Source organism: Paraburkholderia sp. RL17-347-BIC-D (assembly GCF_046027915.1).
Classification (GTDB): Bacteria; Pseudomonadota; Gammaproteobacteria; order Burkholderiales; family Burkholderiaceae; genus Paraburkholderia.
This window is the reverse complement of record NZ_JARESS010000001.1, coordinates 620,229-643,875: the sequence shown is the minus strand read 5'-3', so window position 1 is coordinate 643,875 and position 23,647 is coordinate 620,229. Positions and strand designations below refer to the sequence as shown.

The window sequence follows — 23,647 nt, the reverse complement described above, 5'->3', positions numbered from 1 at the left end:
TTGACCGGCAAGCCTACTGGCATTGCGGCACGCGGCCGTTCCGGATTGCACACTGACTGCAAGGCCTGAAGAGTCAACGGCGGCACTTGCCACTGGCTCAGCGAACGCGTTTCTGTATCGTCCTGTCCGAATCGTGTCTTGCCGCTTTCACTCGTTGCTGCGGTCGCTGCAACGCAACTATTCCGGATGTCGATGCCGGCGGCACTTCGTGTACGAAAAAGATCGTACGCGCTGACGCGCAAAGAAGACCGTGCCCCGAACTACGAATGTGCCCCGTCGCCGACGCTACGGGACGGATGCCGACATCCCGTTGGTGAAGCCGTTTTCTTTTGGTAGGAGAGAATCATGAATGATGATCAGGTCAATACAGAGGAATTGGAAGAAAACAGAAGGCGAAGAGAAGCCGCGGAAAATGCGACGGATGATGGCATGCCAGTGGTTGTGGAAGAAAAGGAACGCGACACGGAGTCGGCTCAATCCGTAACGACCAAACGATGGATCAGGCACACGGGAAATGCCCGTAGGAACTGGATATTCACGGGCCTGCGGCGGAACTCGATCTTGATTCGCCACGTATGAATGCCGCGCAGCGTCGTTATCCATTCCCACGCGAGAAACAAGGCCTTCGCGGTACGGCACCGTACGGACATGCTCCCGCATGCCAGATAGAGTGGAAACGACAATTGCAATGCTGCAGTGATGCACCGCGAACCGCACATATGGCCGTTAAAGCGTCCATGTGATGATTTCTATTTGGATAGTGTCGATATGGGCGAAACGAAAATTTCGCTGTCGCATGTCCACATCCAGATGTTGATGGCCGACAGCGCATGCGTATAGAGGCTTGAGCACAGTCCGTGACGCGCTCGGCATGGCTATGCGCGGCAATGGCCAACGCCGAAAACGGTGAGTGATCTTCGAACACCAAGCGGTAATTCGTTGCCTGTGCGCTTCGGCCGCTTCGCCGGTGATCTCCGCACCCTCCTTTCCGAGGCTCCTGGTTGCCTTCGAGGACTAGTCGGTCGGCGTAGCCAAGTGAACCGTATACAAGGCTCTGCCGATAAATGGCGGAGGGACTGGCCGCCATATCGACTGGAGCGTCAGGTTTCCGGAGCTTCAATCTCGGCAAAAGGATCAATATGTCGCATCATCAGCTTGAAAAAGATCTCGCTCACCTCGAACACATACTCCCGCAACTCGTCACCAACAATGTTCTTGGACTTGTCTATTGGCGTCAGCGTATTACAGCGCTCGAAACAGCGCAGACATTGCTTCCCGGCAGTGCCAGGCGGGTGACTCGCCTGCGATTCATGTTTGACCAGATAGACAGTGGAATTAGCCGCCTGTAAAGGAGCGATGTAGGCAGTTGTTGATCAACAGGTACTGGCCGGCTTTCACGCCGCCATGATCGAATGGCCCTTGCCACGCCCGTCAACGCTGCCAGCGGAACGGCGCGCGAGCCCGGCACAGCCCCACGCAATCGCCTAAGCCGGGCGAGCGACTCGTCTTCCACCCTGAACGCCCGCTCATAGAAAAGCGGGCCATGAAACGTTGATGCAACGCTTCGCGCGACACTTGTTCGCCAGCGGTGAAGTCAACTTTCGACGGGATGCCCCACGGGTCCCTTCACCACGCCGCCCTTTCCGGGCGAACCTTGAGCATCACACTGAGTGGACAAACGTAGGTAAGCTGCCGCCAGTCTTCGGAGTTCTTCCTCAGACGCGTCCTCGATGCCGATCAGATTGTTGTTTGCGGCTCGATGCGAGGAAAGCAGTTCATTCAGCTTGAGATGCAACGCGACGCTGTCTTTGTTCTCGCTCTGCTGGATCAGAAAGACCATCAGAAACGTAACGATGGTGGTCCCGGTGTTGATGACAAGTTGCCATCCGTCCGAGTAGTGAAAGATAGGCCCCGTAACCACCCAGGCAACGACTGTCAGCACTGCGAGAGAGAACGCAGTGGGTGGGCCCATCGCGTGACGAGGCTTGCAAACCGGTCGAATAGACGCGTTAGCGGGTCACGGCCGGCGTAGGCAGGACTCGATGTGTCTGGAACGGTGTCGAGTTCGTCAGTTGGCGAAGGGGCGACAGGTTGGGTGGTCATGACCGGCTCCAGAAGGTTGCGCGTCTCCTTTTCTGCAAACTTCATGCCGCGGCCGGTTGAAATCGTTCTGCAAGGATAGAGCCGCCGCTGACGTCGATTGATCGCTCACAGCGGCGTCCGCGTGGATTGCGCTATGGCAACTGATACCGGCTTTGTACTTCTTGCCTGGCGAGAGCGACTTCCAGATCCAGCAAGCAAACCGCGTTCGGCACTGGTAGGCGACCGTAGCATCCACGTCATCACACTTCCCCTGCTTTCATCGAACAAGCGTCATGGTCCGTTCTCGTTATATTCGGCGCGCACTCCGCCGGGCAGCCACGGCTCTTTATGGCAGCACCAAAGCTCGTAGCTCGGCTCATACAGGCCGACGCGGTCGAAGCCTCCCAGCGGGAGATCCAGTTCGTCGCTGCCGAGGTATTCCATGAGCGCGATCGAACCACGTGTCGGGCAAAAATGTCTTCGCGCCTCAGGCGAACTCTGCCACGCCTGCGTAGCGCCGGAAATCTCCACACCGCCACGCTCGAACATGGCATAACCGCCGAACACGTTGCCATGTATTCGCCGACACGTCATGCAGTGACATATCGACACTCGCCGGGGTCGTGCGGTGACGCGGAATCGCACCGCACCGCAAGCACATCCGCCGGTTTCTTCGACTGATTCACTCGTCGCCATCACCACGCCCTCCTTCGCGGACTCCGAGGACCGCGCACCAGCCTTTACTTGTCGCTCTTCTTCGAAATCTTCGCGCCCGACTTGCGCCCCCGGCTCGACGCAATCGCTGCAGCCTGTTTGTGCGGCTTACCCTGTTTCGTCTCGGCCGTGCTACTGTGCGACACAGTGCCCTTCGACGTTCCTTTCTTCTGCGGTGCTGATCGTGTCCTATCAAGAGCAAAGAGTCTTGAAGAGGCAACCGCTCAACGAAGCGGCTGCCGGGTAGAACGACGGCAGCATACAGCGTGCCTTTCTCGCAGCGGGCTGCTCCAGCGTTATATATTTTCGGTTTTTTGCCGCGCGTTCGCGATCCACTATCGCTTTGCTACGCTTAAAGCGCCGCCGTCTTATCGCCCACCGATCTGCTCCCCACCGCATCGACCTTGCTCTGCAGTTCGGCCTTGCGTTTCGCCATCTTCTCGCCCAGCGTGCGCAGATTACAATTCGACTTGCGCAGTTCCGGAAAGAGTTCCTCCTCCTCTTCCTCGACGTGATGCCCCACCATCTCGCTCATCACCTTGAAGGTCGCGTCGAAGCCTTTATCGCCCGCTTTCATCGTTTCAAACTTCGCGATCAGCGTCTTGACGAGGAAGTGCTCGACGTACGCTTCTTCGACGTCGACCTTGTCGCTGTCAGGCAGAGCTTCCTGCGCCGCCGGATAAAGCAGTTCCTCTTCGAGCATCGCATGAATGGATAGCTCTTCGCAGGCGCGCTGCGCGAGCGCCGACTTCGCTTCAAGATCATCGTCCGCGGCTTTCTCGAACGCCGTGAATAATTTTTCGACCGCGCGATGTTCCGCCTCGAGAAAGGCTAAGGCATCGTGCGCGCCGGATACAGTCGCCTTGTTGTCCTGCTTTGTCGCTTCCATGCTGCTCTCCTCGGTGATCGGGTTTAACGGTTGACGCTTAATCGCGCAAGCGTCATGCCCAGTCACGGTGAGTTCTGCCGAAGTGATCGGCCGGACGTGTTCGCGTCAGCCCGACTGCGCGAATGTACAACTGGTGTGTTCAATTCGCCGTCGGTCGGGGAAGCGATTGTTGCCGGTAGTTGCCGTCTCGCGCGCGCGATCTGCCGATTTACGTTCGGCAGGATCGATTCCGCGCTCGATTTGCACCGGCGCGCCGATCGCGGTCCGATAGGTATGCCCGTTGCGATCTTCGTTCGGCATGAACTGGACAACCCTTATTCGATCGGGCCTGACATGAAAAATCCGTGGATGAAAAAGAATCCCTTCCTCAGCATGTGGTTGAGCGGCGCAAATGCAGTGGCGGGTTCAGCGCGCGGTCACGCGACGGCGGCGGCGAAGCGCGGGACCACCGCTTTCTGGACCGCTGCGCTCGCGCCGCCGAAACCCAAAAAGAAAAGGCGAACGCGTCGCTGACTCTGGTCGCGTGCGGCGTGTCGAGCTCGATGGAGCGTGCGATTCATCAGACCATGCCCACCCGCTTCCGAGCGACGCGCGTGAACCAGTTCATCAAAAAACGCAGCGGCGCGCCAGCAGCTTCTTCTGCCCGGCGCATGTGCAATCGAATCACGGAATCAGCCAAAGCGCCGCCGCATAGATCACGAGCGATACTACAAAAGTGATCGCCGTGTAGCCCATGACCCGCTGGATGCGAATGCCAGCGATCGCAACAACGGGCACCGCCCAGAAAGGTTGCAGCATGTTAGAGACGTTCTCGGCCATGGCGACGCCCATCGCCGTGCGTGGAACCGAAGCATGCAGGCTCAATGCGGCCGGAAGAACAAAAGGCCCCTGAACGGCCCAGTGACCGCCGGCGCTGGGAATGAGCAGCGTGATGATCAGCGAGCTGAAGTAGCTCAGGACGGGAAGCGTCACCGGCGTGGCAATGGCCACAAACGTCTTGGCGATCGTCGACGCCAGTCCGGTCCCCGTCATGATGCCCATGATGCCGCCGTACATCGGATATTGGAGCAACATCGAGCCGGTCTGCCGCGCGGCGCGGCGAATTGCATCGGCATAGGCGATCGGTGTGCGCTGCAGCGCCAGCCCTGCCAGCAGGAAGATCAGGATCGTCGTGTTGATGTCCAACTCGAAGCCTTTGCTGGACCACGTCAGCGCGAGATAGCCCACGCCCAGCGCCAGCAGGAGCAGCGTGCCGAGCATGGACCGCTCGGCGCGGGCAGCGAACGATGATGTCTTCGCGTCCCTCGCATGCGGATCGGCCTCTGTCTGTGCTTCAGGCGCAGGCTGCGTTTCATTGAAAGCGACCACATTCTCCTGCTTCGGGTGCATCCAGATGAAGATCGCCGTCATGACGACAACGACGAGGACGGTCGGGATGAAGACGAAAAGCGCAAACACGGTCTCACTCAACGGAATCACCTGTCCGGTGGCTTTTTCGACCAGGTTCAATGCATTGCCGTGCGATGCCTGTGACAACGCGATCGAACTGGACAAGCCGCTATTGCAGACCGACCACGCGGAGTAGCTACCCGCGACGAGCCATGCGAAATCCACCTTTACGCGCCTCGCAATTTCGCGCGACAGGAGCGCGCCGACAACCAGGCCAAGCCCCCAGTTGAGCCACGCGGCCACCGCGACGATCGGAAAGACCAACAGCGCGGCGCGCGTCGGCGTGCGCACGCCCGCAGCCATCGCCCGCAGTCCGCGCTGGACGAGCGGTGCGTCAGCGATCGCATAGCCGGTCGCGAGAATCAGGATCATCTGCAGCGCGAAGCCGAGAATGTTGAACGTGCCGCCGTACCACGAGCTCAGGATGACGGCGAGCGACGCATGCGGTGCGAAGGCCATGGCGAGCAGGACCACCACGAGCGTCAAGCCAATTGCAAGGACGAATGGGTCCGGCATGACCTGCTCGAACACGTAGACGAGACCCGCGACGACGTTCCGGCGGCGCGCGCTGCGAGTTGTGTTGGCTGAGTGAATGTCTTTCTCGTTCATGATTGTCTAACCGTTATTGACATTACATCGCTTACAGCACCGGCAATCGATGACGGGCCGCACGCAGATGCGTTCGCTACTTTGTCCGCTCGCGAAGCGTCCTGGACAAGGCTTAACTGTTCGCCTGAAAGGTGGTCGATGGAGGGTAAGTTGAATCAATGCGGGGCGCAGCAATTGCGCTGCCCCGGCAAGTGCGCGCTAGAGGCGCTCAAACGTTAGAGGATCGCCTTGGCCATGGAAATACTTTCTGAGCGCTTGCGCAAAGGGCTCTTTGTCGATCGCCGCGCGCTCGAATAGCGTCATCGACGAGTGAAACTTCAGGTAATCCGGATACCCGAAAATTTCCTCGATTGAACGACCATCGACAACGTTGACCAGTTGCGTCGATTGCCTCAGCCGTTCGCCCAGAATCGGGTGGCGCAGATAAGCATCGGCCTCGGCCAACGACGAAATCGCGAACCGCTGCGCCATCGCACTCGTTCCAAGCCCCTGGATCTGCGGAAACACGAACCACATCCAATGGCTGCGCTTACGCCCGTTGCGCAGTTCGTCACAGACCTGCGCGTACAGCGGATCCTGAGCGTCGACAAAGCGCTGAAGGTTGAAAGGATCGTCCAATTCGCTCTCCGTTCACACTGAATTGAATTCGCGCCAGCACGCGCTCACGCCGTTTTTTATAGCGCTTTCAAGGCGGGCAGCAACCGGTCGAATTCGCGCTTCACTACGCCGTAACATTCGCACACACGCTTTTCTAGCCCCGGCCGATCCAATACCTCGATGTGTCCATGGCTGTACCGAATCAAACCTGCATCCTGCAGTTTCAGTGCGGCCTCGGTTACGCCGGAGCGGCGCACGCCCAGCATATTGGCGATCAGCTCCTGCGTCATCTTCAGTTCGTTCGACGAGAGGCGGTCGATGCTGAGCAGCAGCCACCTGCACAACTGCTGGTCGATCGAATGGTGACGATTACATACGGCGGTCTGCGCCATCTGCGTGATCAACGCCTGGGTATAGCGCAGCAAAAGGCGCTGGACAGGCCCTGCACGATGAAACTCCTCTTTCAGGATTTGAGCGTCCAAGCGATATGCCTGCCCTGCGCTTTGTACGACCGCGCGGCTCGGCGTGGTCTCGCCACCCATGAAAAGCGCGATGCCGATGAGCCCTTCGTTGCCGACGATCGCGATTTCGGCGGACGCCCCGTCCTCCATCACATACAGCAGCGACACAATGCAGGTGGTTGGGAAATAAACGTAACTGAGGCGATCGCCGGATTCATAGACGACGTTGCCAAGCGGCATCTCCACGAGCGACAGATGCGGCGCCAGACGCTCCCACTCCAGGTCAGGCAACACGGCCATCAGATGATTTTCGTTTTGACGGTGATCTTGAGACATTTCACACTCTCCGCAGCTCGCCCGGAACCGCGCCGCTTTCGCCGACGATTTCCTGACGGGTGAATATGGATAGAAGGAGGAATGCTCCAACACCTTTGCGGCTTGTGCCGCAGCGCGTCACGATGCGGTAATCTTCGCGTTACTCGAGATCTGGCTAATACGCAAAAAAGATTATAAGTCGCGTCGAAGTTACGCGCCGATCCGTGTCCTGGCATGAATTCGCGGTGCGAGACGCCGTGCATGCGGATTGCACGACCTTCGAAACGATTGCCATGCTCGGCCTTCTCGACCTAACGCTCGGCTGAACGGCAATCGTTGCTTCCACTTGTACGTTGCCAAAAAAGGCGCTGCCGGACGCGTATTGAGCCGGAATTCAACGAAATGAAGGTTTAGCCCACGTCTGATGATTGCCGCAAGCCTTGGCGGATCAGTGCCCGCCGACATCCAAAGAATCTCGCGAGACCGGCGCGGATTGTGCGTTTGAACATGGACGGGCGTCTGTACGTTGTCGTACCGCTTTCTCCCGCGCGTGCGCGTAGCGTGTCTACTATCGTCGCCCAGCGATGACCGAGGAGTCGCTAGTCCGTTGTATTCAAAGGCATATAAGGCAGGAGCAGGTCATGAGGCAAAACATCCAGAAGTTGTATCAGGCCCGTATTCATACATTCACCCCCGAATGCATGGAACTGCAGGACGGCACCTTCAATTTTCATCTTCGGCATGCTGTGGAAGGTTGCCTTCCTTCCGCCGACAAGCACTATGACGTCGGCGTCTTTGCAACCAGCGAGGAAGGCTATGCGGCTGCACTCGCATATGGCGACAGATACATTGCGGAACACAAGTTCGGGATGTAGCAGTGCCGACAGTTATCGACGAACCTCAAGCTTAACCCGGCAGCGACGGCGACCAGCGTGGCTGTCGTTCAATCAGACAGGCGGCACCATGGCAGACAGAATCATTTCAAGCAGGACACACGACGCCTACATGACGGTCAAGGATCATGTCGCCGATGGCTGGGTGGCGAGTGTGTGTATCGTTCGGAAAGGCGCGGCAAAGGGCAAGGAACTGATCAAACTCGACACTTTCTTCGAACGTGAAGATGTCGCATGGGAATCGGTCGAGACGCTCGCGCGTGCCGAACTCAATAATCTGAAATAGCACGGGCCGCACTTCCAAAGCTCGTTGCACACGGCGCGGCAGCTTGCATACCTCTCACCTTTTCAAGGACGACTCGCATGGCTCCCTATGACGTCGGAATCGCGGTCTTCGACGACCACCGTAACGCCGGGTCCACCGCACCCGATACTGCCTGAGAGTCCCATACCGACTCGCCCGCCACGAGGAGCGCCCCGCTCATGGACACGCTCACCCACGATCCGGTCAAACAGCCGACTCGTCCAAAGCTGCCACAGGTGATGGGCCCGGGCCTCATCACCGGCGCATCGGACGACGATCCGAGCGGTATCGCAACGTATTCCCAGGTCGGTGCGCAATTCGGCTATGGCCTCGCCTGGACACTCCTGTTCAGCTATCCGTTGATGGCCGCGATCCAGGAGATCAGCGCGCGCATCGGGTGCATCACCGGAAGCGGCATCGCCGGCAATCTGCGCGAGCACTATCCGCGCTGGTTGTCGACCAGCCTGGTCGGATTGCTGCTCGTCGCGAACACCATCAACCTGGGTGCGGACCTGGGCGCGATGGGCGCTGCGCTCAAGCTGCTGATCTCCGGTCCTGTCCTGCTCTACGTTTGCGGTTTCGGGCTGCTGTCGGTCGTGCTGGAAGTATTCACGCGCTATGCACGCTATGTGTCGGTTCTGAAATGGCTGTGCCTGTCGTTGTTCAGCTACGTGATCTGCGCCTTTGTCGTTAAAGTGCCGTGGGATCAGGTCGGCTGGGCCGTACTATTGCCGTCGCTATCCATCAAACCGGATTATCTCGTCGCCATCGTCGCTGTCATGGGTACGACGATCAGCCCCTATCTGTTTTTCTGGCAGGCAGAGCAGGAAGTCGAAGACGAAAAGGAGCGACCCGGCGCGCATCCGTTGACCCACGCACCGTGGGAAGCGCCTGCCGAGTTCGCGCGGATCCGCGTCGACACGTACCTCGGCATGGCGCTTTCGAATGTGATCGCGTTCTTCATCGTCGTGACGACGGCGACGACCTTGCACGCGCACGGACTCTTCGATATTCAGACTTCGGCGCAGGCGGCTGAGGCGCTGCGTGGCATAGCAGGTCCATTCACGTTCTTTGTGTTCGCCGCCGGCATCATCGGCACCGGTTTGTTGACGCTGCCTGTGCTGGCCGGCTCGGGTGCCTATGCGGTGGGAGAATTGTTCGCGTGGCGGGTGGGCCTCGCGCGGCTGCCCTCGCAGGCGAAGGCGTTCTACGGCGTGATTGCCGCCGCGACGGCAGTCGGCGCCGGTCTGAACTTCACGTCGATCGATCCGGTCAAAGCGCTCTATTGGAGCGCCGTCCTCAACGGTGTTGTCGCGGTGCCCGTGACGATCGTCATGATGCATCTCTCGATGCGTACCCGCATCATGTCCGGCTTCACGCTTCCGCCAGCTCTACGCATCCTCGGCTGGGTGGCGACAGGCGTGATGGCGGCTACGGTCGTGGCGATGGGGCTCGCCTGGTTCACATGAGGGAGCCGTTCTATCGCCTCGTATACTGCGCTCGCAAGGCTTCGATTTCATCCAGCAGATCGAGTGCGAGCGCGATACCCGCAGCGTTGATCTCGAGATCCCGCGCAAGATGACGGGCCTTGCGGGCACGTCGCAACGAGGCGCCGTCGAAGTGCGGGCCGTCGTCCTCGCTGACGCGTTTCGGCTCGATCGCGCCTTGCTCGATCCAATCGAATATCTCATTCTCAGAAGCGCCGGACACCCGGCACAATTCGTGTAGCGTGAACTCGATCTCTTCCTCGACGATCAGGCATTCGAGCCAGGCCGTGCGCGATTCGTTCATGATGGATCACCTGAGAAATGCGCGCGCGGGTCGAATTCGCAGGCCTGTCGTAGTGCCTCGTAAGCCGCGCGTGCCGGCTCACTGTCAGCCGACGGCAGGACGATGTTCAATTGCGCATAGAGATCACCCGATGTACCGGCCGGACCGCTCGCGGGGATTCCCTTGCCTTTCAGGCGCAAGCGTTGGCCGCCGCCAGAATCTTTGGGCACGGTTATTTCGACGGCTCCGTCAGGCGTCGGCACGGTAACGCGTGCGCCCAGTGCCGCTTCCCAGGGCGCAACCGGCACGATGATCGTCACATCGCGGCCGTCGACACGGAAATGTGCATGCTGGCGCAACGTGATTTCCAGGTACAGGTCTCCGGCACGCCCCTCTCCGAAACCGGCGCCCCCTTGGCCGGCCAGCCGCAGATGCTGCCCACCGTGCACGCCCTTCGGAATGGAGACATCGAGCGTGCGCGATTTCAGCACGACATGTCCGCTTGCTTCGAGCACCGGCGTCTCCAGCGAAATCGTGCGCTGCGCTCCACGATAGGTATCCTCCAGATCGATCACCACTTTGGCGTGGTGATCCTGACCCGGAACCGAGAAACCGACACCGGCATAAGCATCTTCCAACTCCTGGTCCGTCGCGCGTGCGTGACCGGCGCCGGCAGTATGTCGCGCCTGCCTGGTCGACCTACGATCACCACCGGCATCCTGGCCACGAAAAAGCGCGTCGAAAAATTCACTGAAGCGTGCATCCTCCGCACCGCTGTTGTCCGCGCCGCTGAATTCGAACCCTTCGTCCCACCGCGGCGGCGGCTCGAAGTCCTGACCGTTGCGCCACTGGTCCCCCAGCCGGTCGTAGGCCGCGCGCTTCTCCGTATCTTTGAGCACGCCATACGCCTCGCCTACCTCCTTGAAGCGCGGCTCCGCATCGTCGAGTTTGCTCAAGTCCGGATGATACTTGCGGGCGAGCTTGCGATACGTACGCTTGATGTCGTCCTGCGTCGCACTGCGCGGCAATCCCAGCACTTCGTAGTAGTCTTTGTATTTCATACCGAAGACCTTTGAGAAAATCCGCGCGCGCTGACTTCAGCGGTACCACAGCGGGACGAAGGAGCCGATGAAATGGCACCGTCGAGGCAATGCGAACCCTTCCATTTCACGGTGCGCGCAGGACCGACCGAAGTCGGTACGCTGCCGTACCGCATCGCGACAATTCAGGTGATCTGTTCATTGCATTACACCGCTATTGAGCGCAAGGTGGGCTATTCACTGTGCTGTTTACGGTCGACTGGCACGCCGTCGATATCCGAGTCGAGCCCAGCGAAATACACCGTTCGTCAAGGAGCCCACCACAATGATTATCCCTACCGCGACATACGACGGACACGAACGAATTCTTCGAGGCCGACATGTATAAACGCATTCTGGTAGCGATCGACGGTAGCGAGACGTCTGAACACGCGTTCGACAGCGCGCTGCAACTCGCACGCGCCAATGACGCGCAGTTGCAGCCACTCTATGTGGTCGACAACCCATTGATGGCATACGACGCCTCCGGCTATGACCCGACAATCCTGCGCGATGCCTTTGTTAAAGAGGGCGAGCAACTGCTGGCCGACGCACTGGCGCGAATGAAGCACGAGAACGTAGCCGGCACACCGCGGATCGTCGACGTCGCGCCGATCGGCGAGGACATTTCGGAACGGATCCGCATTTCCGCCAACGAATTCAATGCGGACCTGCTGGTGCTCGGCACGCATGGGCGACGAGGTTTCAAGCGACTGTTCCTGGGCAGCGTGGCCGAACGCGTCGTGCGCAGTGCAAGCCTGCCCGTGTTGCTGGTCCCGAGCCGGCAAACGCAAACCACGGTCGCGCAGACCGCCGGTCCCGCACACACCGACGTCGCTGCGGCAATGTATGAACTGCCGCGCTAATGGCGGCCGATGCATCGCGGCGCGCTAGGCGGCGATGATCACCTTGAGCGCGCGGGTTTCGGCCGCGTGCGCAAAGGTTTCATACGCATCGAGGATCTGCTCGAATGTGAAGCGATGGGTGATCAGAAGTTTGGGATCGAGCCTGCGGGAGCGCAACGTCTCCAGCAGCATCGGCGTGCTCACGGTATCGACCAGCCGCGTGGTGATGGTGATATTCCGGTCCCATAGGTGCTCCATGTGAAGGTCCACCTTCACGCCATGCACCCCGACGTTCGCAATCGTGCCGCCCGGCGCGATGATCTCCTCGCACAATTCGAAGGTGGCGGGTATGCCCACCGCTTCGATGGCAGTATCGACGCCACGCCCGGACGTGAGCTTCATGATCGCATTCACTGCGTTGCCGTCCGCGCTGTTGATCACTACGGTTGCACCGAAACGCTTCGCGGTCTCCAGCCGGTTGTCGTCCAGATCGACCATGATGATCTCGGCAGGCGAATAGAAGCGCGCCGTGAGCAACGCCGCGAGTCCGATCGGCCCGCTACCGACGATGGCTACCGTACTGCCCGGTTCAACCTTGCCATTGAGCACGCCGCATTCGAATCCCGTCGGCAGGATATCGCTCAGCATCACGAGCGCTTCTTCGTCGGCGTTGTCGGGAATGCGGTAAAGACTGGTATCCGCATGCGGGATCCGGACGAATTCGGCCTGCGTGCCGTCGATCTTGTTGCCGAGAATCCAGCCGCCGCTCACGCAATGGGAGTACATCTGTTTGCGGCAATACTCGCATTTGCCGCAAGCACTAATGCATGAGATGAGAACGCGCTCACCCGGCTTGAACGTGGTCACGCCCGGCCCCACCTCGTCGATGACGCCCGTACCTTCATGCCCGAGCACCCGGCCCGGCTGGCAGGTCGCGACGTCACCCTTGAGAATGTGCAGGTCTGTTCCGCAGATCGTCGTCTTGCTGATCCTGACGATGGCGTCGGTGGCCGCGTCGATGACCGGTTTAGGACGGTCTTCAACCGCTTTCTTGCCTGGGCCGAGATAGACCAGTGCCTTCATTTTCGGTAACTCCGGTTGCATGCGCGAGGTGCTGACTCTCGCCTCTTGCGGATTCAGCATCGGTTCGAGCGGTCAGAGCGCGACGGCGTGCCGGCTGAAGACTCGTGGCTCGCCAATCGGCATGACTATCCGGCCGTGCACCTCGTTGATCACATCGGCTGCGGACAGATAGAACGCGAGCGCCGCCGTGACAAGTCCCATGTAACCACCAGCCATTCGCAAGAGAGCCGAACCCGTCCACTCGCCACCCGCCAGCAAGCCGAACGTGATCCACAACGCCAGAAAGATAGCCTGCAGCGCGCGGGGCGAACGAAACGTGGCCAGCCACATATAAAACGTAAACACGCCCCACAGAAACAGATACCAGCCAACGAAAGCGGCCGGCACTTTATCGTGCAGAAACAGCACGAAGAGCGCGAATGACCACCAGAAAGCCCCGTAGCTTAGAAAGGCGGTCGCGCCGAAGGTGTTGCCGCGCGGCAACTCCATCACGCCGGCAATCGCCTGCGCCGTCCCGCCGTAGGCAAGCGCGCAGGCGAGCACGAGACCCATCGACTCGCCCGAGAACCAGCCGGCGTTGATCATGCTCAGCAGCCACGTCGTCAATGCAAAGCCGGCGAGACCCAGTGGCGCGGGGTTCGCGAGTGGTGTTTGGTTCGGTGCGCTGGCCATGGCCTGCTCCTGAAGATAAAATTCAATCCGGCGATCCCGCGGCCTGCGCGACGAATCACCCGAGTTGATCGAGAATCGCCGGATTTTCCAGTGTAGATATGTCTTGGGTGATTTCTTCGCCGGCCGCAAGCGAACGCAGCAAACGGCGCATGATCTTCCCTGAACGGGTTTTCGGCAGATTCTCGCCGAAGCGGATTTCCTTGGGCTTTGCAATCGGCCCGATCTCCTTGCCGACCCAGTTGCGCAACTCATTCGCGATTCTGATCGCCACGTCACCGGTTGGCCGCTCGCCCTTCAACACCACGAACGCGACGACGACTTCGCCGGTAGTCTCGTCAGCGCGCCCGACAACAGCGGCCTCCGCAACCAGCGGATTGGCGACCAATGCCGATTCGATCTCCATGGTGCCGAGCCGGTGGCCCGATACGTTGAGCACGTCGTCGATCCGACCGGTAATCGTGAAGTAGCCCGTGTCTTCGTCACGGACCGCCCCGTCACCCGCGAGATACAGCTTGCCGCCGAGTTCTTCGGGAAAGTAGCTCTTCGTGTAGCGGTCCGGATCGCCCCATACGTTGCGCAGCATCGAAGGCCATGGACGTTTGACGACAAGGATGCCGCCCTGCCCGTTCGGCACATCGCGCCCGGTCTCATCGACCACCGCGGCCATGATGCCCGGCAACGGCAGCGTGCATGAGCCCGGCACGAGCGGCGTGGCGCCCGGCATCGGCGCGATCATGTGACCACCCGTTTCGGTTTGCCACCAGGTGTCGATAACGGGGCAATGGCCGTGACCGACGTGCTCATAGAACCATGTCCACGCAGCCGGGTTGATCGGCTCGCCGACCGTGCCGAGCAGACGCAGCGTCGACAGGTCGAAGCGGTCCGGATGAACCTTCGGATCGGAATCGGCCAGCTTGATCAGCGAGCGGATGGCGGTCGGTGCGGTGTAAAACACGGTCACCCGGTGTTTCGCGATCATCTCCCAGAAGCGGCCGGCGTTCGGCCACGTCGGCACGCCCTCGAACACGACCTGGGTTGCGCCGATTGCCATCGGACCATACGCAATATAGCTATGACCGGTGATCCAGCCAATGTCGGCGGTGCACCAGAACACGTCGCTACGTTTTGCGTCGAAAGTCCACTTCATGGTCTGCGCGGCCCACATCAGGAAGCCACCCGTAGAGTGCTGCACGCCCTTCGGCACGCCGGTCGAACCGGAGGTATAAAGGATGAAGAGCGGATGCTCCGCGCCCACCCATTCCGGCTCGCAAACGTCTGCCTCGGCTTGCGTGAGATCATGCATCCACAGGTCGCGCCCTTCGTGCCACGCGACCTTGCCGCCCGTGCGCCGATAGACGATCACGCTCTTCACCGCGTCGCAGCCGCCCATCGCGAGGGCTTCATCTGCAATGTTCTTCAGAGGCAACGCCTTGCCGCCGCGCATCTGCTCATCGCAAGTGACGAGCGCAATCGCCCCCACATTGACAATCCGTTCATTGAGCGACTTCGACGAAAATCCGCCGAACACGACTGAATGCGTCGCGCCGATCCGGGCGCAGGCCTGCATGGCCACGATGCCTTCGATCGACATCGGCATATAGATCACCACGCGGTCGCCTTTTTTCACACCGCGGGTTCGCAGCGCGTTGGCAAAGCGGCTCACCTTTTCGAGCAACGCGCGATAGGTGACATGCGTGACAGTACCGTCGTCCGCTTCGAAAATCACGGCGACATGGTCCCCGTTACCCGCTTCGACATGGCGGTCGAGACAGTTGTACGAGGCATTCAGGGTCCCGTCTTTAAACCATTCATAGAACGGCGCGCGGGATTCATCAAGAATCGAGGAAAACGGCGTTTTCCATTGCAGCGTTTCGCGTGCGAGACGGGCCCAGAATCCGGTGTAATCGCGCTCCGCCTCGGCAACCAGCGCGCGATAGGCATCCATGCCGGATATCTCGGCGTAAGCCGCGACACTGGGGTGTGGGAGGAATGCCTGTGGCTCCTCCAGAGTCGAATCGGTAGTTGACATCATGTGTTCCTCGCACGCTTTTGCGCGTGCTTGAAAAATGCTTTCCGGCAAGCCGTCGCGCCGCCGTGGCGCAATGACCGGGCATGGCAATAGAAATCGGTGAGGGAGATCGTGACACGAGAGATTGCTTCGTTTCCGGTGGCTGCGCGACGCCAGGACCTTGCAATGACGGTGCACGCGCAGTGACCAGAAGTCGGTACGGTGGCGTACCAGTCTGGGAAATCCGCTTCGCTACGGAGATCGCCGGCCAGGCCGCGATCGATCTAAACCCAGGTATCAACCGTAAAGACGAAGACGTAGCGAAAATTGCCTCAGGGCGTCGATGCGACTTTGTTCCGCACGATGGCACCAGTCCTGCAACTGGCAGAGTAGCTGTTCACGAGAGAGATTCGAGCGCGTCCAGATTGCCGACAGATCCTCGCGCAATTCGACGTAGACACGAAGCGTCGGGGCATGGTCGTATACCCCTTTGGGCACCGGTTGACACGCCTTGGCTTGCCCTGCCTGCCCGTCGTCGCGAAACCAGTGTCTGACGCCACGCATAAGCAGGGCTTTCTCGCGGCGGCTCGTGTATTTCACATGCACCAGTTCCTGCCGGAAGGCACGCTCAGCCGTTCGGGCATAGCTTGCCATCACCTCGAAACGGTTTCGAAGTACAGCTTGCAGCGTGTCGTCGTCGATCTCCGCTTTGCCTTTGACCAGATGCGGCCGCAGCGCCACTTTCCTGACCGTGGCCAGCCCAAGCGCGGAAAGGACGCAAATGTACATCCAACCGATGTCGAACTCGTACCATCGGTTCGACAACTTTGCGGATGTCGCATAGGCGTGGTGATTGTTGTGCAGTTCTTCGCCGCCGATCAGGACGCCGATGGGAATCACGTTCGTGCTCGCATCAGGAGTGCCGAAGTTGCGGTAACCCCAGAAATGCCCCAGACCGTTGACCACGCCGCCAGCCCAGAAAGGAATCCAAATCATCTGGACGGCCCACACCGACACACCAACGACTCCAAACAACGCGACATCGATCACGATCAGCAGGCTGATGCCGAGGTTCGGATACTTCGCATAGACGTTGCGCTCAATCCAGTCGACCGGCGTGCTGTGGCCGAATCTGCGCAGTGTTTCCTCGTTATTCACTTCAGTGCGATAGAGTTCGGCACCGCCAAGCAGTACTGCCCAGATGCCCTTGATTTGTGGGCTGTGAGGATCTTCTTGTGTCTCGCACTTCGCGTGGTGCTTGCGGTGCACCGCAGCCCACTTGCCTGTCACCATGCCGGTCGTCATCCACAGCCAGAACCGGAAAAAATGGCTGACGAGAGGATGCAGGTCGAGTGCGCGGTGAGCCTGGCACCGGTGCAGGTAGACCGTCACACTGACAATCGTGACGTGCGTCGATATCAGCGTAGCCAGCAGGATCTGCCACCCGGAAAAGGCAAGCAGGCCGTCCGAGAGGAATGCGAGCGAAGTACTGAACAAGTTGGCCTTCTTTCTACAGCAACGTAGCGCCGATCCGAACGTTTCGCTGCCGATCAGTCGTATCGCGCAGCGTGCAAGACCTTCAGCATGCCGGAATTCGTAGGAGGCGTCGGTACGGTGCCGCACCGGTTGACAACACTTCGTGACAGGTGCGCGCTTAAGTGGGGACAGCGTGGCGGCAGAAGTGGAGGTTCTTCGCCGAAGGTTGCCGCGCACCCGGAGCGAAATGTCCGGGATCGCAGCAACCCGGCCAGATGAGGGCTTTGCGGGAACTAGGGTGACATTGTCCCTAAGCGGACATTGAACGCGCTCATCCGCCGCGTCCACGCGTTGTGGCTGCGTTCACTGGCCATAGACGTCAAAGTCGAAATATTTTTTCGCGATGCTGTCGTATGTGCCGTCCGCGCGTGTGTCGGCGATCGCCTTGTCGATCTTCGCCTTCAGGTCGGTGTCTTCCTTGCGCAAACCGATCGCGGTGCCGCTTCCGAGCGTCTTTGCATCGTAAAGCGCATTGCCGGCAAACGCAAAATCCTTGCCTCGCGCCGTGCGCAGGAAACCGACATCAGCCTGCACGGCGTTCTGCAGCGATGCGTCGATGCGGTCAGCGATCAGGTCGGAGTAAACCAGATCCTGATCCTGGTAAGAGACGATCACCGCGCCGACCGGCTCCCAGTAAGTCTTCGCATAGGTTTCCTGGATCGAGCCCTGCTCGACGCCAATTCGCTTGCCCTTCAGCGTTTCCGGCGTCGGCGTGATCGCCGAGCCCTTCTTCGCGACGAGGCGTGTCGGGATACGGAACACCTTCGACGAAAACGCGATCTGCGCCTGACGCGCCGGCGTCATCGACATTGTCGACAGCACGCCGTCGAACTTGCGCCCCTTCAGTGCCGGAATCATCCCGTCGAACGCGTTTTCGACCCACACGCATTTTGCGTTCAGACGACGGCAGATCTCATTGCCCAGGTCGATGTCGAAGCCAACGAGCTTGCCGTCGGCGGATTTCGATTCGAACGGCGGATAGCTCGCGTCGACACCGAACCGCACGGTCGACCATTCCTTCGCGATCGCATTGCCGGAAGATATGGCCAGCAGCGCAATGGTCAGGCTTGCAAGCAGGTATTTCATGTTTCTCCTTTCATGATTTTTTAAACGAATGAGCGGCGGGCCCCGCTGTCGGAGCCATATCCGGCGCGCAGCGCCCGCCATTCGACCGTAATTCGTCCGGTCTTACCAATTCATTAAAAAAATCAACTCATGCGTGCGGTGCATGTCAACACGCCACCGGCCGGCGGCCGAGTTCCTGACGCGCCTTTTCATTCCATGACGAGATGAGCGGGCGTCGGACTGAGGCAAGGTCCAGGGAATGGAAGGCGCAGCCGTCAGGACGGCTGCGCCTTCGCCGACAACGTCAGACAGTCTGACCCGCGCCGAGGTCCGCACCTGTCGTCGGATCCGAAGCCACATCCGACGCCGTTCTCGATGCCATTGCCTGCAACACCTTCACGTCGCGTTGCGATACGTTGACGGTGGCCATGCCGTCACCACCATCCACGGCCGGCTCCGGAGACTCGACGAACTCCCAATCCGGGCCTTCGTTCCATGGCCCACGCGGCGCATCGTCGCCTCGCGACATGTTGTAGTACACACTCGTGTATTGCGGCACGCCAGGGAGCTTGCCCTGCGGAAAGTTTGGCTGGATCGAATGCAACGCCTTCTCGAACGATTTCTGGTGGGCGATTTCTCGTGTCATCAGAAAGCCGAGTGTTTCCTTGATGCCCGGATCGTCGGTGACATTGATCAGGCGTTCATAGACGATCTTCGCACGAGCTTCTGCCGCGATGTTCGAGCGCAGATCGGCCGTCGGATCGCCGATCGTGTCGACATAGGAGGCGCACCAGGGCACGCCGGCCGAATTGGTCAGGGCCGGGCCACCACCGTACAGCAGCGCCGTCGTGTGGGAGTCGTTTCCTCCCCCCGTCATCGAACGATAGAGCTCCGCCTCCGCTTCCACGGCTTCGGCCAGTTGGCCCTTGGCACTTTTGTTCAGCATCGCGACGATCGAGCCAACGATTTCCAGATGGCTCAGCTCTTCGGTTGCGATATCGAACAACAGATCCTTTCGGCCAGGATCATCTTCGCCGACCGCCTGGGTGAAGTACCGGCAAGCGGCACCGAGTTCGCCCTGCGGTCCACCGAATTGCTCCAGCAGCAGATTCGCAAGACCCGGATTCGGCGCGGCGACGCGCACGGTGTATTGGAGGCGTTTGTTATGGATGAACATGAGGTTTCTCCGGTAACTGGCCGAAGCAACTCCGTACGGGTGCAGACGTGGACCTGTTATGTCCCTGTACCTGTCCAGAATCGCATGCGACCATGGATCAACCCGGACAGCGGTGCAACCGAATGGCTGCCCGCACCCAACGGTGGGCGTCCGGCTCTCAGAGCGGACGCTCTGGCGGATGCACGGCGGAAATGCCGTGCATGGCAACGCATTGCCGATCGTTGTTCAGCATGCGCTGTGCCCATCGTGCAAATACCGTTGCTCAACTGGCCATGCGGGGCCAGCACCATGGCTCTGCGGAAAAAATCAGCGAGGTGGCGCCGACGCCTCGTGAGTTCGATTGACGGGCGCGCCCGCAAGTACAGAAGAGTTATTTACGTGCTCGCCGCCAGGCATTTGGGTAACGGCACAGTGAATCGCTACCTGGTGCGCGGCAGTCGTACGGCGAACGCAGTTTCGCCTTGTCCGGAACGCACTTCGATCTCGCCCCCGTGAGCCTTCGCAATTTCGCGCACGATATACAGTCCGAGACCGAGGTGGCTGTCCTCCTCGTAGCCTTCCTCAGGACCCACGCCGCGCCTCAGAGGCTCAAAAATCTGTTCCATGGCTAGCGGCTCAATTGAAGTTCCGCTATTTGCGACAACGATACGAACATCCTCCGCCTCACCGGTCACAATGACATGCACCGGTGTATTCGGCGCGCCGTACTTGACTGCGTTCAGAACGAGATTGCCGAGCAATTGTTGCAGACGTTTGCCGTCCCAATCGCCCTCGGATTTGCCCCGCATCTCCAGATCGAACTGGCGATCAGGATGTATTGTGCGAAGCTGGTCCAGTTCGTCGCGAAAGACGGTCGCGAGATCAATGTGGGTCGGAACGATGTTAATACCCAGACCGAGCTTCGTCCGGTTGAAATCACACAGATCGTCCAGCAGAGCCTGCATGCGCGAGCCGCTTCGGATCAGGCGGCTCGCAGCACTCGCCACCCTCTCCCCGGCATTCAACGCGGCGAGATACGACGCTGTCATCTGGATGGTCTGAAGCGGGCTGCGCATGTCGTGCCCGAGCATTCCAAGCAACAGGTTGCGAGCCTGCTCCACTTGCGCGCTGAAAAAGCTGACCGATTCGGCGAGCGCCTGATCGATTGCTTCGTTGAAGCGGATGACGTCGTCCATGACCAGTTCCTCGCGCGGGCATTGGTCCATCCATAGCCGCAGGACGCTGGCGCGCAGAGCGCGGTATTCGGCCGTCAGTTGCCGGATGTCGAAACCGCTTCGTGCTCGAAGAATGGCATGTGTTTGTGCCGCCGTCTCCGGGGCATCGATCATTCGGGGCGCGCGCCCCTGTGATTTTTCAAGTTGTGCTTCCTTCGTCTGGGCGGTCGACAGATCCTTCGCCACTGCCTCGAGAATCTGTTGCGCGTGGTCGCGTAAAGCCGGGGATTGCATATTCCCCGCGGCTGGCAACAGGGTGCCGGCGAACGCCTCCCATTGCGCCAGGATCGCTTCCATGTTCCGCAGGATGAAGTCAGCCAATCGCATGTGCGCCTCGAATAGTGGCAAAACCTTGAACTGCGCGGTGATGCCACGTCCATGTTACGCGGAAATCCGCCGTGCGATCGGTCCGGGTCCGCCAATTGCGTTCGTCCGCTACACGATCCGGAGAAACGGCGATGAAGCCTGTCCGCTCTCACCATTTACTCATTGCAGACGACGACCCTGCTCTGCTCGCCGCATACGTCCAGTATTTCGAGCTTCACGGCTACGAGATTCGAGCCACACGAGACGGAGCCGATGCGTTATCCGAGTACTGCCGGTGGTTTCCCGCAGTGGTTATTCTTGACGTCCAGATGCCTCGACTCGACGGTCGAGAGGTGGCCAGGAAAATCAGGGGTCTCAGGGGCAAGCCCATACCATTGCTTGTCGCGGTGTCCGGGTTGTCGTCGCAGACCGAGAGGGCCGTATCGCTCAGGTCCGGTTTCGATCACCATTTCGCCAAACCGGCCCAGCTTCCGGTCATTCTTTCCGCGATTGCTTTCCGCTCACGTACCCGCGACCCGGACATCGCCCAGCTTCAGAGCCGTTGTTGACCATCCGTTCTCGGAGCATGTGCACGCCGGCAACCTCGCAGATTCAACGGGCCGCACGAAGTTCGGACGGCTCGAAATAAAAACTCCTGTTCCCCGCCAGGCGCGCGACCATGAAGTCGATAAATGTCCTCACCCGCAGCGGCTGCTCGGTTCGATGACGATAGTAGATATAGACCGCCTCGCGCTGGGTGACATGCTGAACCAGCAACGGAACCAGTTGGCCGCTCCTGATCGGCGCGATGGCTGAAAAGCTGCCGAGTTGACCAATGCCGAGTCCGGCGATCACGGCCGCCGTCTCGGCGTCGGTGTCATTGACGCATAGGGCGGTGGCAACGTCGCGGTAGACGATTTCATCCCCGATCAGGAATTCCCACGGGGCCTGCTTGCCCGTGTTCGCGCGCCGGTATCCCGTGCAGCGGTGAGCGTCGAGTTCGTCGATAGTGCGCGGCGCGCCATGGCGCTCGATATAGGCGGGCGACGCGCAGACGATCAACTGGATCGGCAAAAGCCGCCGCGCGATGGTGCCGCCCGACGGCGGAGACCCGCCGCGAAACCCCACATCGGCGCGATCGTTGATCAGGTCGGTGAAGTGGTCGTCGAGTTGCACATCGAGCTGCACGTTCGGATGCAATTCAGCGAATTCCAGAAAGTAAGGCCACAGCACCAGATGCCCTATCGCCCTTGGCGCGCTCACCCGCAGCGGGCCCGCAATCTCGGCTTTCGATCGGCGCGCGTCGTCGAGTGCGGACGAGAGGACGGCCAAAGCAGGCTTCACGCTGTCGAGCAGGCCCTGCCCCTCCTCGGTCAAACTCAGCTTGCGCGTGGTTCGATGGAAGAGCCGCACGCCCAGCTCCTTCTCCAGTTGCATCACCGCGTGGCTCGCGGCCTGCGGCGAAATGCCCTGATCCACGGCCGCCTTGCGCAGGCTTCCGAGTTCCGCCGCCCGGACGAATATGGTGATCGCACGAACTTCGTTCACCGCCACCCCCATTAGCAAATAAAAGTTGATTATCAGTCTAGCAATCTACGCCTAGTTCGTGCGAATCAATACTCCTATGATCCGTTCACACCCACCCCAAACGTAGGAGAAGCATCATGGTTGAACTCACGAAGAACGGCTTCAAGCGTGTCTGGTTCATCACGGGCGCGTCGCGCGGCCTGGGCGCGCTGATCGCCGAGGCGGCCCTGGCTGACGGCAATGCGGTGGTCGCCGCCGGCCGCAATGTTGCGGCGATCGTCGAGCGCCTCGGCGACTCGCCGGCATTGCTGCCCGTGGCGCTGGACGTCACGGACGAAGCGCAGGCGAAAGCCGCCGTTCAAGCCGCGCTCGAAAAATTCGGCCGTATCGACGTTCTGATCAACAACGCGGGATTCGGTTTGCTCGGCGCGATCGAGGAGTCCACCGACGCGGACGTGCGCCGCATGTACGACACCAACGTGTTCGGGCTGCTGACCGTCACGCGCGCCGTTCTGCCGGCGATGCGCTCGCAGCGCGCCGGCCACGTCATCAATATGTCGTCGATCGGCGGCTATCGGGCCGCCGCGGGATTCGGCGCGTACAGTTCGACAAAGTTCGCGGTCGAAGGCTTGACCGAAGCATTGCACGCCGAATTGAAGCCGCTCGGCATTCACGCGACGGTCGTCGAGCCAGGTTACTTCCGGACTGACTTCCTCGACACGTCTTCGCTCGTCGTCGCACGCGAGGTCATTGCGGACTATGACGCGACATCGGGCAACGTGCGTCGGATCGCTGCCAACCTGAACCACAACCAACCGGGGAATCCCGCCAAGCTCGCAGCGGCGATGATCGAACTGGTCGATGCGCAAACGCCTCCGCTGCGTCTGCCGCTTGGCACCGACACGCTGAAGGCCATCGCTGACAAGAATGCCTATGTCGCGCAGGAAACCGAAACCTGGAAGGCCCTGTCGGCATCGACTGACTTCAACGATTGATAGTTGACGCGATCAGATAGACGAGCGCCGGGTGACGGCCAGCAATTCCGTCCGGAA

At 60.1% G+C, this 23,647-nt stretch carries 25 protein-coding genes and 1 pseudogene; 9 read left to right on the top strand and 17 right to left on the bottom strand.

Translation table 11 applies throughout. The annotated features are described in order from the left end of the window. Window positions 1–345 precede the first annotated feature (345 nt). Complete coding sequence (locus P0D96_RS02985) at window positions 346–579, top strand: hypothetical protein (protein ID WP_408176834.1); 234 nt, start codon at window positions 346–348, stop codon at window positions 577–579. Between the two features lie 485 nt (window positions 580–1,064). Further along, the gene (locus tag P0D96_RS02980; RefSeq protein WP_408311508.1) at window positions 1,065–1,349 is read left to right on the top strand and encodes a hypothetical protein; all 285 of its coding nucleotides are present in this window, start codon (window positions 1,065–1,067) and stop codon (window positions 1,347–1,349) included. Window positions 1,350–1,594: 245 nt separating this feature from the next. Here P0D96_RS02980 and P0D96_RS02975 read toward each other — a convergent pair. From P0D96_RS02975 to P0D96_RS02960, 4 genes and pseudogenes are all read right to left on the bottom strand, one after another. Beyond that, window positions 1,595–2,103: pseudogene (locus P0D96_RS02975) on the bottom strand (low affinity iron permease family protein). A gap of 270 nt (window positions 2,104–2,373) precedes the next feature. Next, on the bottom strand, window positions 2,374–2,778 hold the full coding sequence (locus P0D96_RS02970; RefSeq protein ID WP_408311688.1) for a GFA family protein: 405 nt from the start codon (window positions 2,776–2,778) through the stop codon (window positions 2,374–2,376). 370 nt (window positions 2,779–3,148) lie between these two features. Continuing rightward, a complete protein-coding gene (locus P0D96_RS02965) occupies window positions 3,149–3,685 on the bottom strand; it encodes a hemerythrin domain-containing protein (protein WP_408311505.1) in 537 nt (178 codons plus the stop codon). 105 nt (window positions 3,686–3,790) lie between these two features. Continuing rightward, a complete protein-coding gene (locus tag P0D96_RS02960) occupies window positions 3,791–3,985 on the bottom strand; it encodes a hypothetical protein (RefSeq protein WP_408311502.1) in 195 nt (64 codons plus the stop codon). A gap of 44 nt (window positions 3,986–4,029) precedes the next feature. Here P0D96_RS02960 and P0D96_RS02955 point away from each other — a divergent pair, with 44 nt between their 5' ends. Beyond that, the gene (locus P0D96_RS02955; protein ID WP_408311499.1) at window positions 4,030–4,404 is read left to right on the top strand and encodes a hypothetical protein; all 375 of its coding nucleotides are present in this window, start codon (window positions 4,030–4,032) and stop codon (window positions 4,402–4,404) included. Here the strand turns inward: P0D96_RS02955 and P0D96_RS02950 are convergent. From P0D96_RS02950 to P0D96_RS02940, 3 genes are all read right to left on the bottom strand, one after another. Next, the gene (locus tag P0D96_RS02950) at window positions 4,349–5,743 is read right to left on the bottom strand and encodes a short-chain fatty acid transporter (protein ID WP_408311496.1); all 1,395 of its coding nucleotides are present in this window, start codon (window positions 5,741–5,743) and stop codon (window positions 4,349–4,351) included. The two genes, P0D96_RS02955 and P0D96_RS02950, sit on opposite strands and share 56 nt — an antisense overlap. Before the next feature lie 198 nt (window positions 5,744–5,941). Then, a complete protein-coding gene (locus P0D96_RS02945; protein ID WP_408311493.1) occupies window positions 5,942–6,361 on the bottom strand; it encodes a DUF1810 domain-containing protein in 420 nt (139 codons plus the stop codon). A 56-nt stretch (window positions 6,362–6,417) separates the two neighbouring features. After that, window positions 6,418–7,137, bottom strand: a complete 720-nt coding sequence (locus tag P0D96_RS02940; protein ID WP_408176918.1) for a Crp/Fnr family transcriptional regulator — start codon at window positions 7,135–7,137, stop codon at window positions 6,418–6,420. 620 nt (window positions 7,138–7,757) lie between these two features. On the opposite strand from P0D96_RS02940, the gene P0D96_RS02935 reads away from it, so the two are divergent. The 3 genes from P0D96_RS02935 to P0D96_RS02925 all read left to right on the top strand — a co-directional run bounded on the left by P0D96_RS02935 (window position 7,758) and on the right by P0D96_RS02925 (window position 9,782). Continuing rightward, the gene (locus P0D96_RS02935; protein WP_408176826.1) at window positions 7,758–7,991 is read left to right on the top strand and encodes a hypothetical protein; all 234 of its coding nucleotides are present in this window, start codon (window positions 7,758–7,760) and stop codon (window positions 7,989–7,991) included. Window positions 7,992–8,079: 88 nt separating this feature from the next. After that, complete coding sequence (locus P0D96_RS02930) at window positions 8,080–8,295, top strand: hypothetical protein (RefSeq protein ID WP_132374555.1); 216 nt, start codon at window positions 8,080–8,082, stop codon at window positions 8,293–8,295. Between the two features lie 197 nt (window positions 8,296–8,492). After that, entirely contained in the window at window positions 8,493–9,782 is a 1,290-nt protein-coding gene (locus tag P0D96_RS02925) for an NRAMP family divalent metal transporter (RefSeq protein WP_408311490.1), read from the top strand. A 10-nt stretch (window positions 9,783–9,792) separates the two neighbouring features. On the opposite strand, the gene P0D96_RS02920 is transcribed toward P0D96_RS02925, so the two are convergent. Together P0D96_RS02920 and P0D96_RS02915 are read right to left on the bottom strand one after the other, a co-directional pair. After that, a complete protein-coding gene (locus P0D96_RS02920) occupies window positions 9,793–10,104 on the bottom strand; it encodes a chaperone modulator CbpM (RefSeq protein WP_323047375.1) in 312 nt (103 codons plus the stop codon). Further along, complete coding sequence (locus P0D96_RS02915; RefSeq protein ID WP_408176824.1) at window positions 10,101–11,144, bottom strand: DnaJ C-terminal domain-containing protein; 1,044 nt, start codon at window positions 11,142–11,144, stop codon at window positions 10,101–10,103. The genes P0D96_RS02920 and P0D96_RS02915 overlap by 4 nt, the downstream gene beginning before the upstream one ends. Window positions 11,145–11,503: 359 nt before the next feature. Here P0D96_RS02915 and P0D96_RS02910 point away from each other — a divergent pair, with 359 nt between their 5' ends. Then, entirely contained in the window at window positions 11,504–12,028 is a 525-nt protein-coding gene (locus tag P0D96_RS02910; RefSeq protein WP_408176822.1) for a universal stress protein, read from the top strand. Between the two features lie 24 nt (window positions 12,029–12,052). Here P0D96_RS02910 and P0D96_RS02905 read toward each other — a convergent pair whose 3' ends face one another. The 7 genes from P0D96_RS02905 to P0D96_RS02870 all read right to left on the bottom strand — a co-directional run bounded on the left by P0D96_RS02905 (window position 12,053) and on the right by P0D96_RS02870 (window position 21,089). Next, entirely contained in the window at window positions 12,053–13,090 is a 1,038-nt protein-coding gene (locus tag P0D96_RS02905) for a zinc-dependent alcohol dehydrogenase family protein (protein WP_408311487.1), read from the bottom strand. 72 nt (window positions 13,091–13,162) lie between these two features. Then, window positions 13,163–13,762, bottom strand: coding sequence for an acetate uptake transporter (locus P0D96_RS02900; protein ID WP_323048661.1), 600 nt, complete (start codon window positions 13,760–13,762; stop codon window positions 13,163–13,165). Window positions 13,763–13,817: 55 nt separating this feature from the next. After that, window positions 13,818–15,791, bottom strand: a complete 1,974-nt coding sequence (gene acs / locus P0D96_RS02895; protein ID WP_342960297.1) for an acetate--CoA ligase — start codon at window positions 15,789–15,791, stop codon at window positions 13,818–13,820. Between the two features lie 276 nt (window positions 15,792–16,067). Continuing rightward, on the bottom strand, window positions 16,068–17,393 hold the full coding sequence (locus P0D96_RS02885) for a DesA family fatty acid desaturase (RefSeq protein WP_459252698.1): 1,326 nt from the start codon (window positions 17,391–17,393) through the stop codon (window positions 16,068–16,070). Window positions 17,394–17,609: 216 nt separating this feature from the next. Further along, complete coding sequence (locus tag P0D96_RS02880) at window positions 17,610–18,392, bottom strand: ABC transporter substrate-binding protein (RefSeq protein WP_408311484.1); 783 nt, start codon at window positions 18,390–18,392, stop codon at window positions 17,610–17,612. Between the two features lie 283 nt (window positions 18,393–18,675). Beyond that, entirely contained in the window at window positions 18,676–19,548 is an 873-nt protein-coding gene (locus tag P0D96_RS02875) for a manganese catalase family protein (RefSeq protein WP_132374546.1), read from the bottom strand. Window positions 19,549–19,967: 419 nt separating this feature from the next. Further along, entirely contained in the window at window positions 19,968–21,089 is a 1,122-nt protein-coding gene (locus tag P0D96_RS02870) for an ATP-binding protein (RefSeq protein WP_408311481.1), read from the bottom strand. Between the two features lie 131 nt (window positions 21,090–21,220). Between P0D96_RS02870 and P0D96_RS02865 the strand changes: the two genes are divergently transcribed. Continuing rightward, the gene (locus tag P0D96_RS02865) at window positions 21,221–21,637 is read left to right on the top strand and encodes a response regulator (protein WP_408176815.1); all 417 of its coding nucleotides are present in this window, start codon (window positions 21,221–21,223) and stop codon (window positions 21,635–21,637) included. A gap of 43 nt (window positions 21,638–21,680) precedes the next feature. Here P0D96_RS02865 and P0D96_RS02860 read toward each other — a convergent pair whose 3' ends face one another. After that, window positions 21,681–22,616: a LysR family transcriptional regulator gene (locus P0D96_RS02860; RefSeq protein ID WP_408311685.1), complete on the bottom strand. Its 936-nt coding sequence runs from the start codon at window positions 22,614–22,616 to the stop codon at window positions 21,681–21,683. 116 nt (window positions 22,617–22,732) lie between these two features. Between P0D96_RS02860 and P0D96_RS02855 the strand changes: the two genes are divergently transcribed. Beyond that, window positions 22,733–23,590: an oxidoreductase gene (locus tag P0D96_RS02855; RefSeq protein ID WP_408176812.1), complete on the top strand. Its 858-nt coding sequence runs from the start codon at window positions 22,733–22,735 to the stop codon at window positions 23,588–23,590. Window positions 23,591–23,647 lie beyond the last annotated feature (57 nt).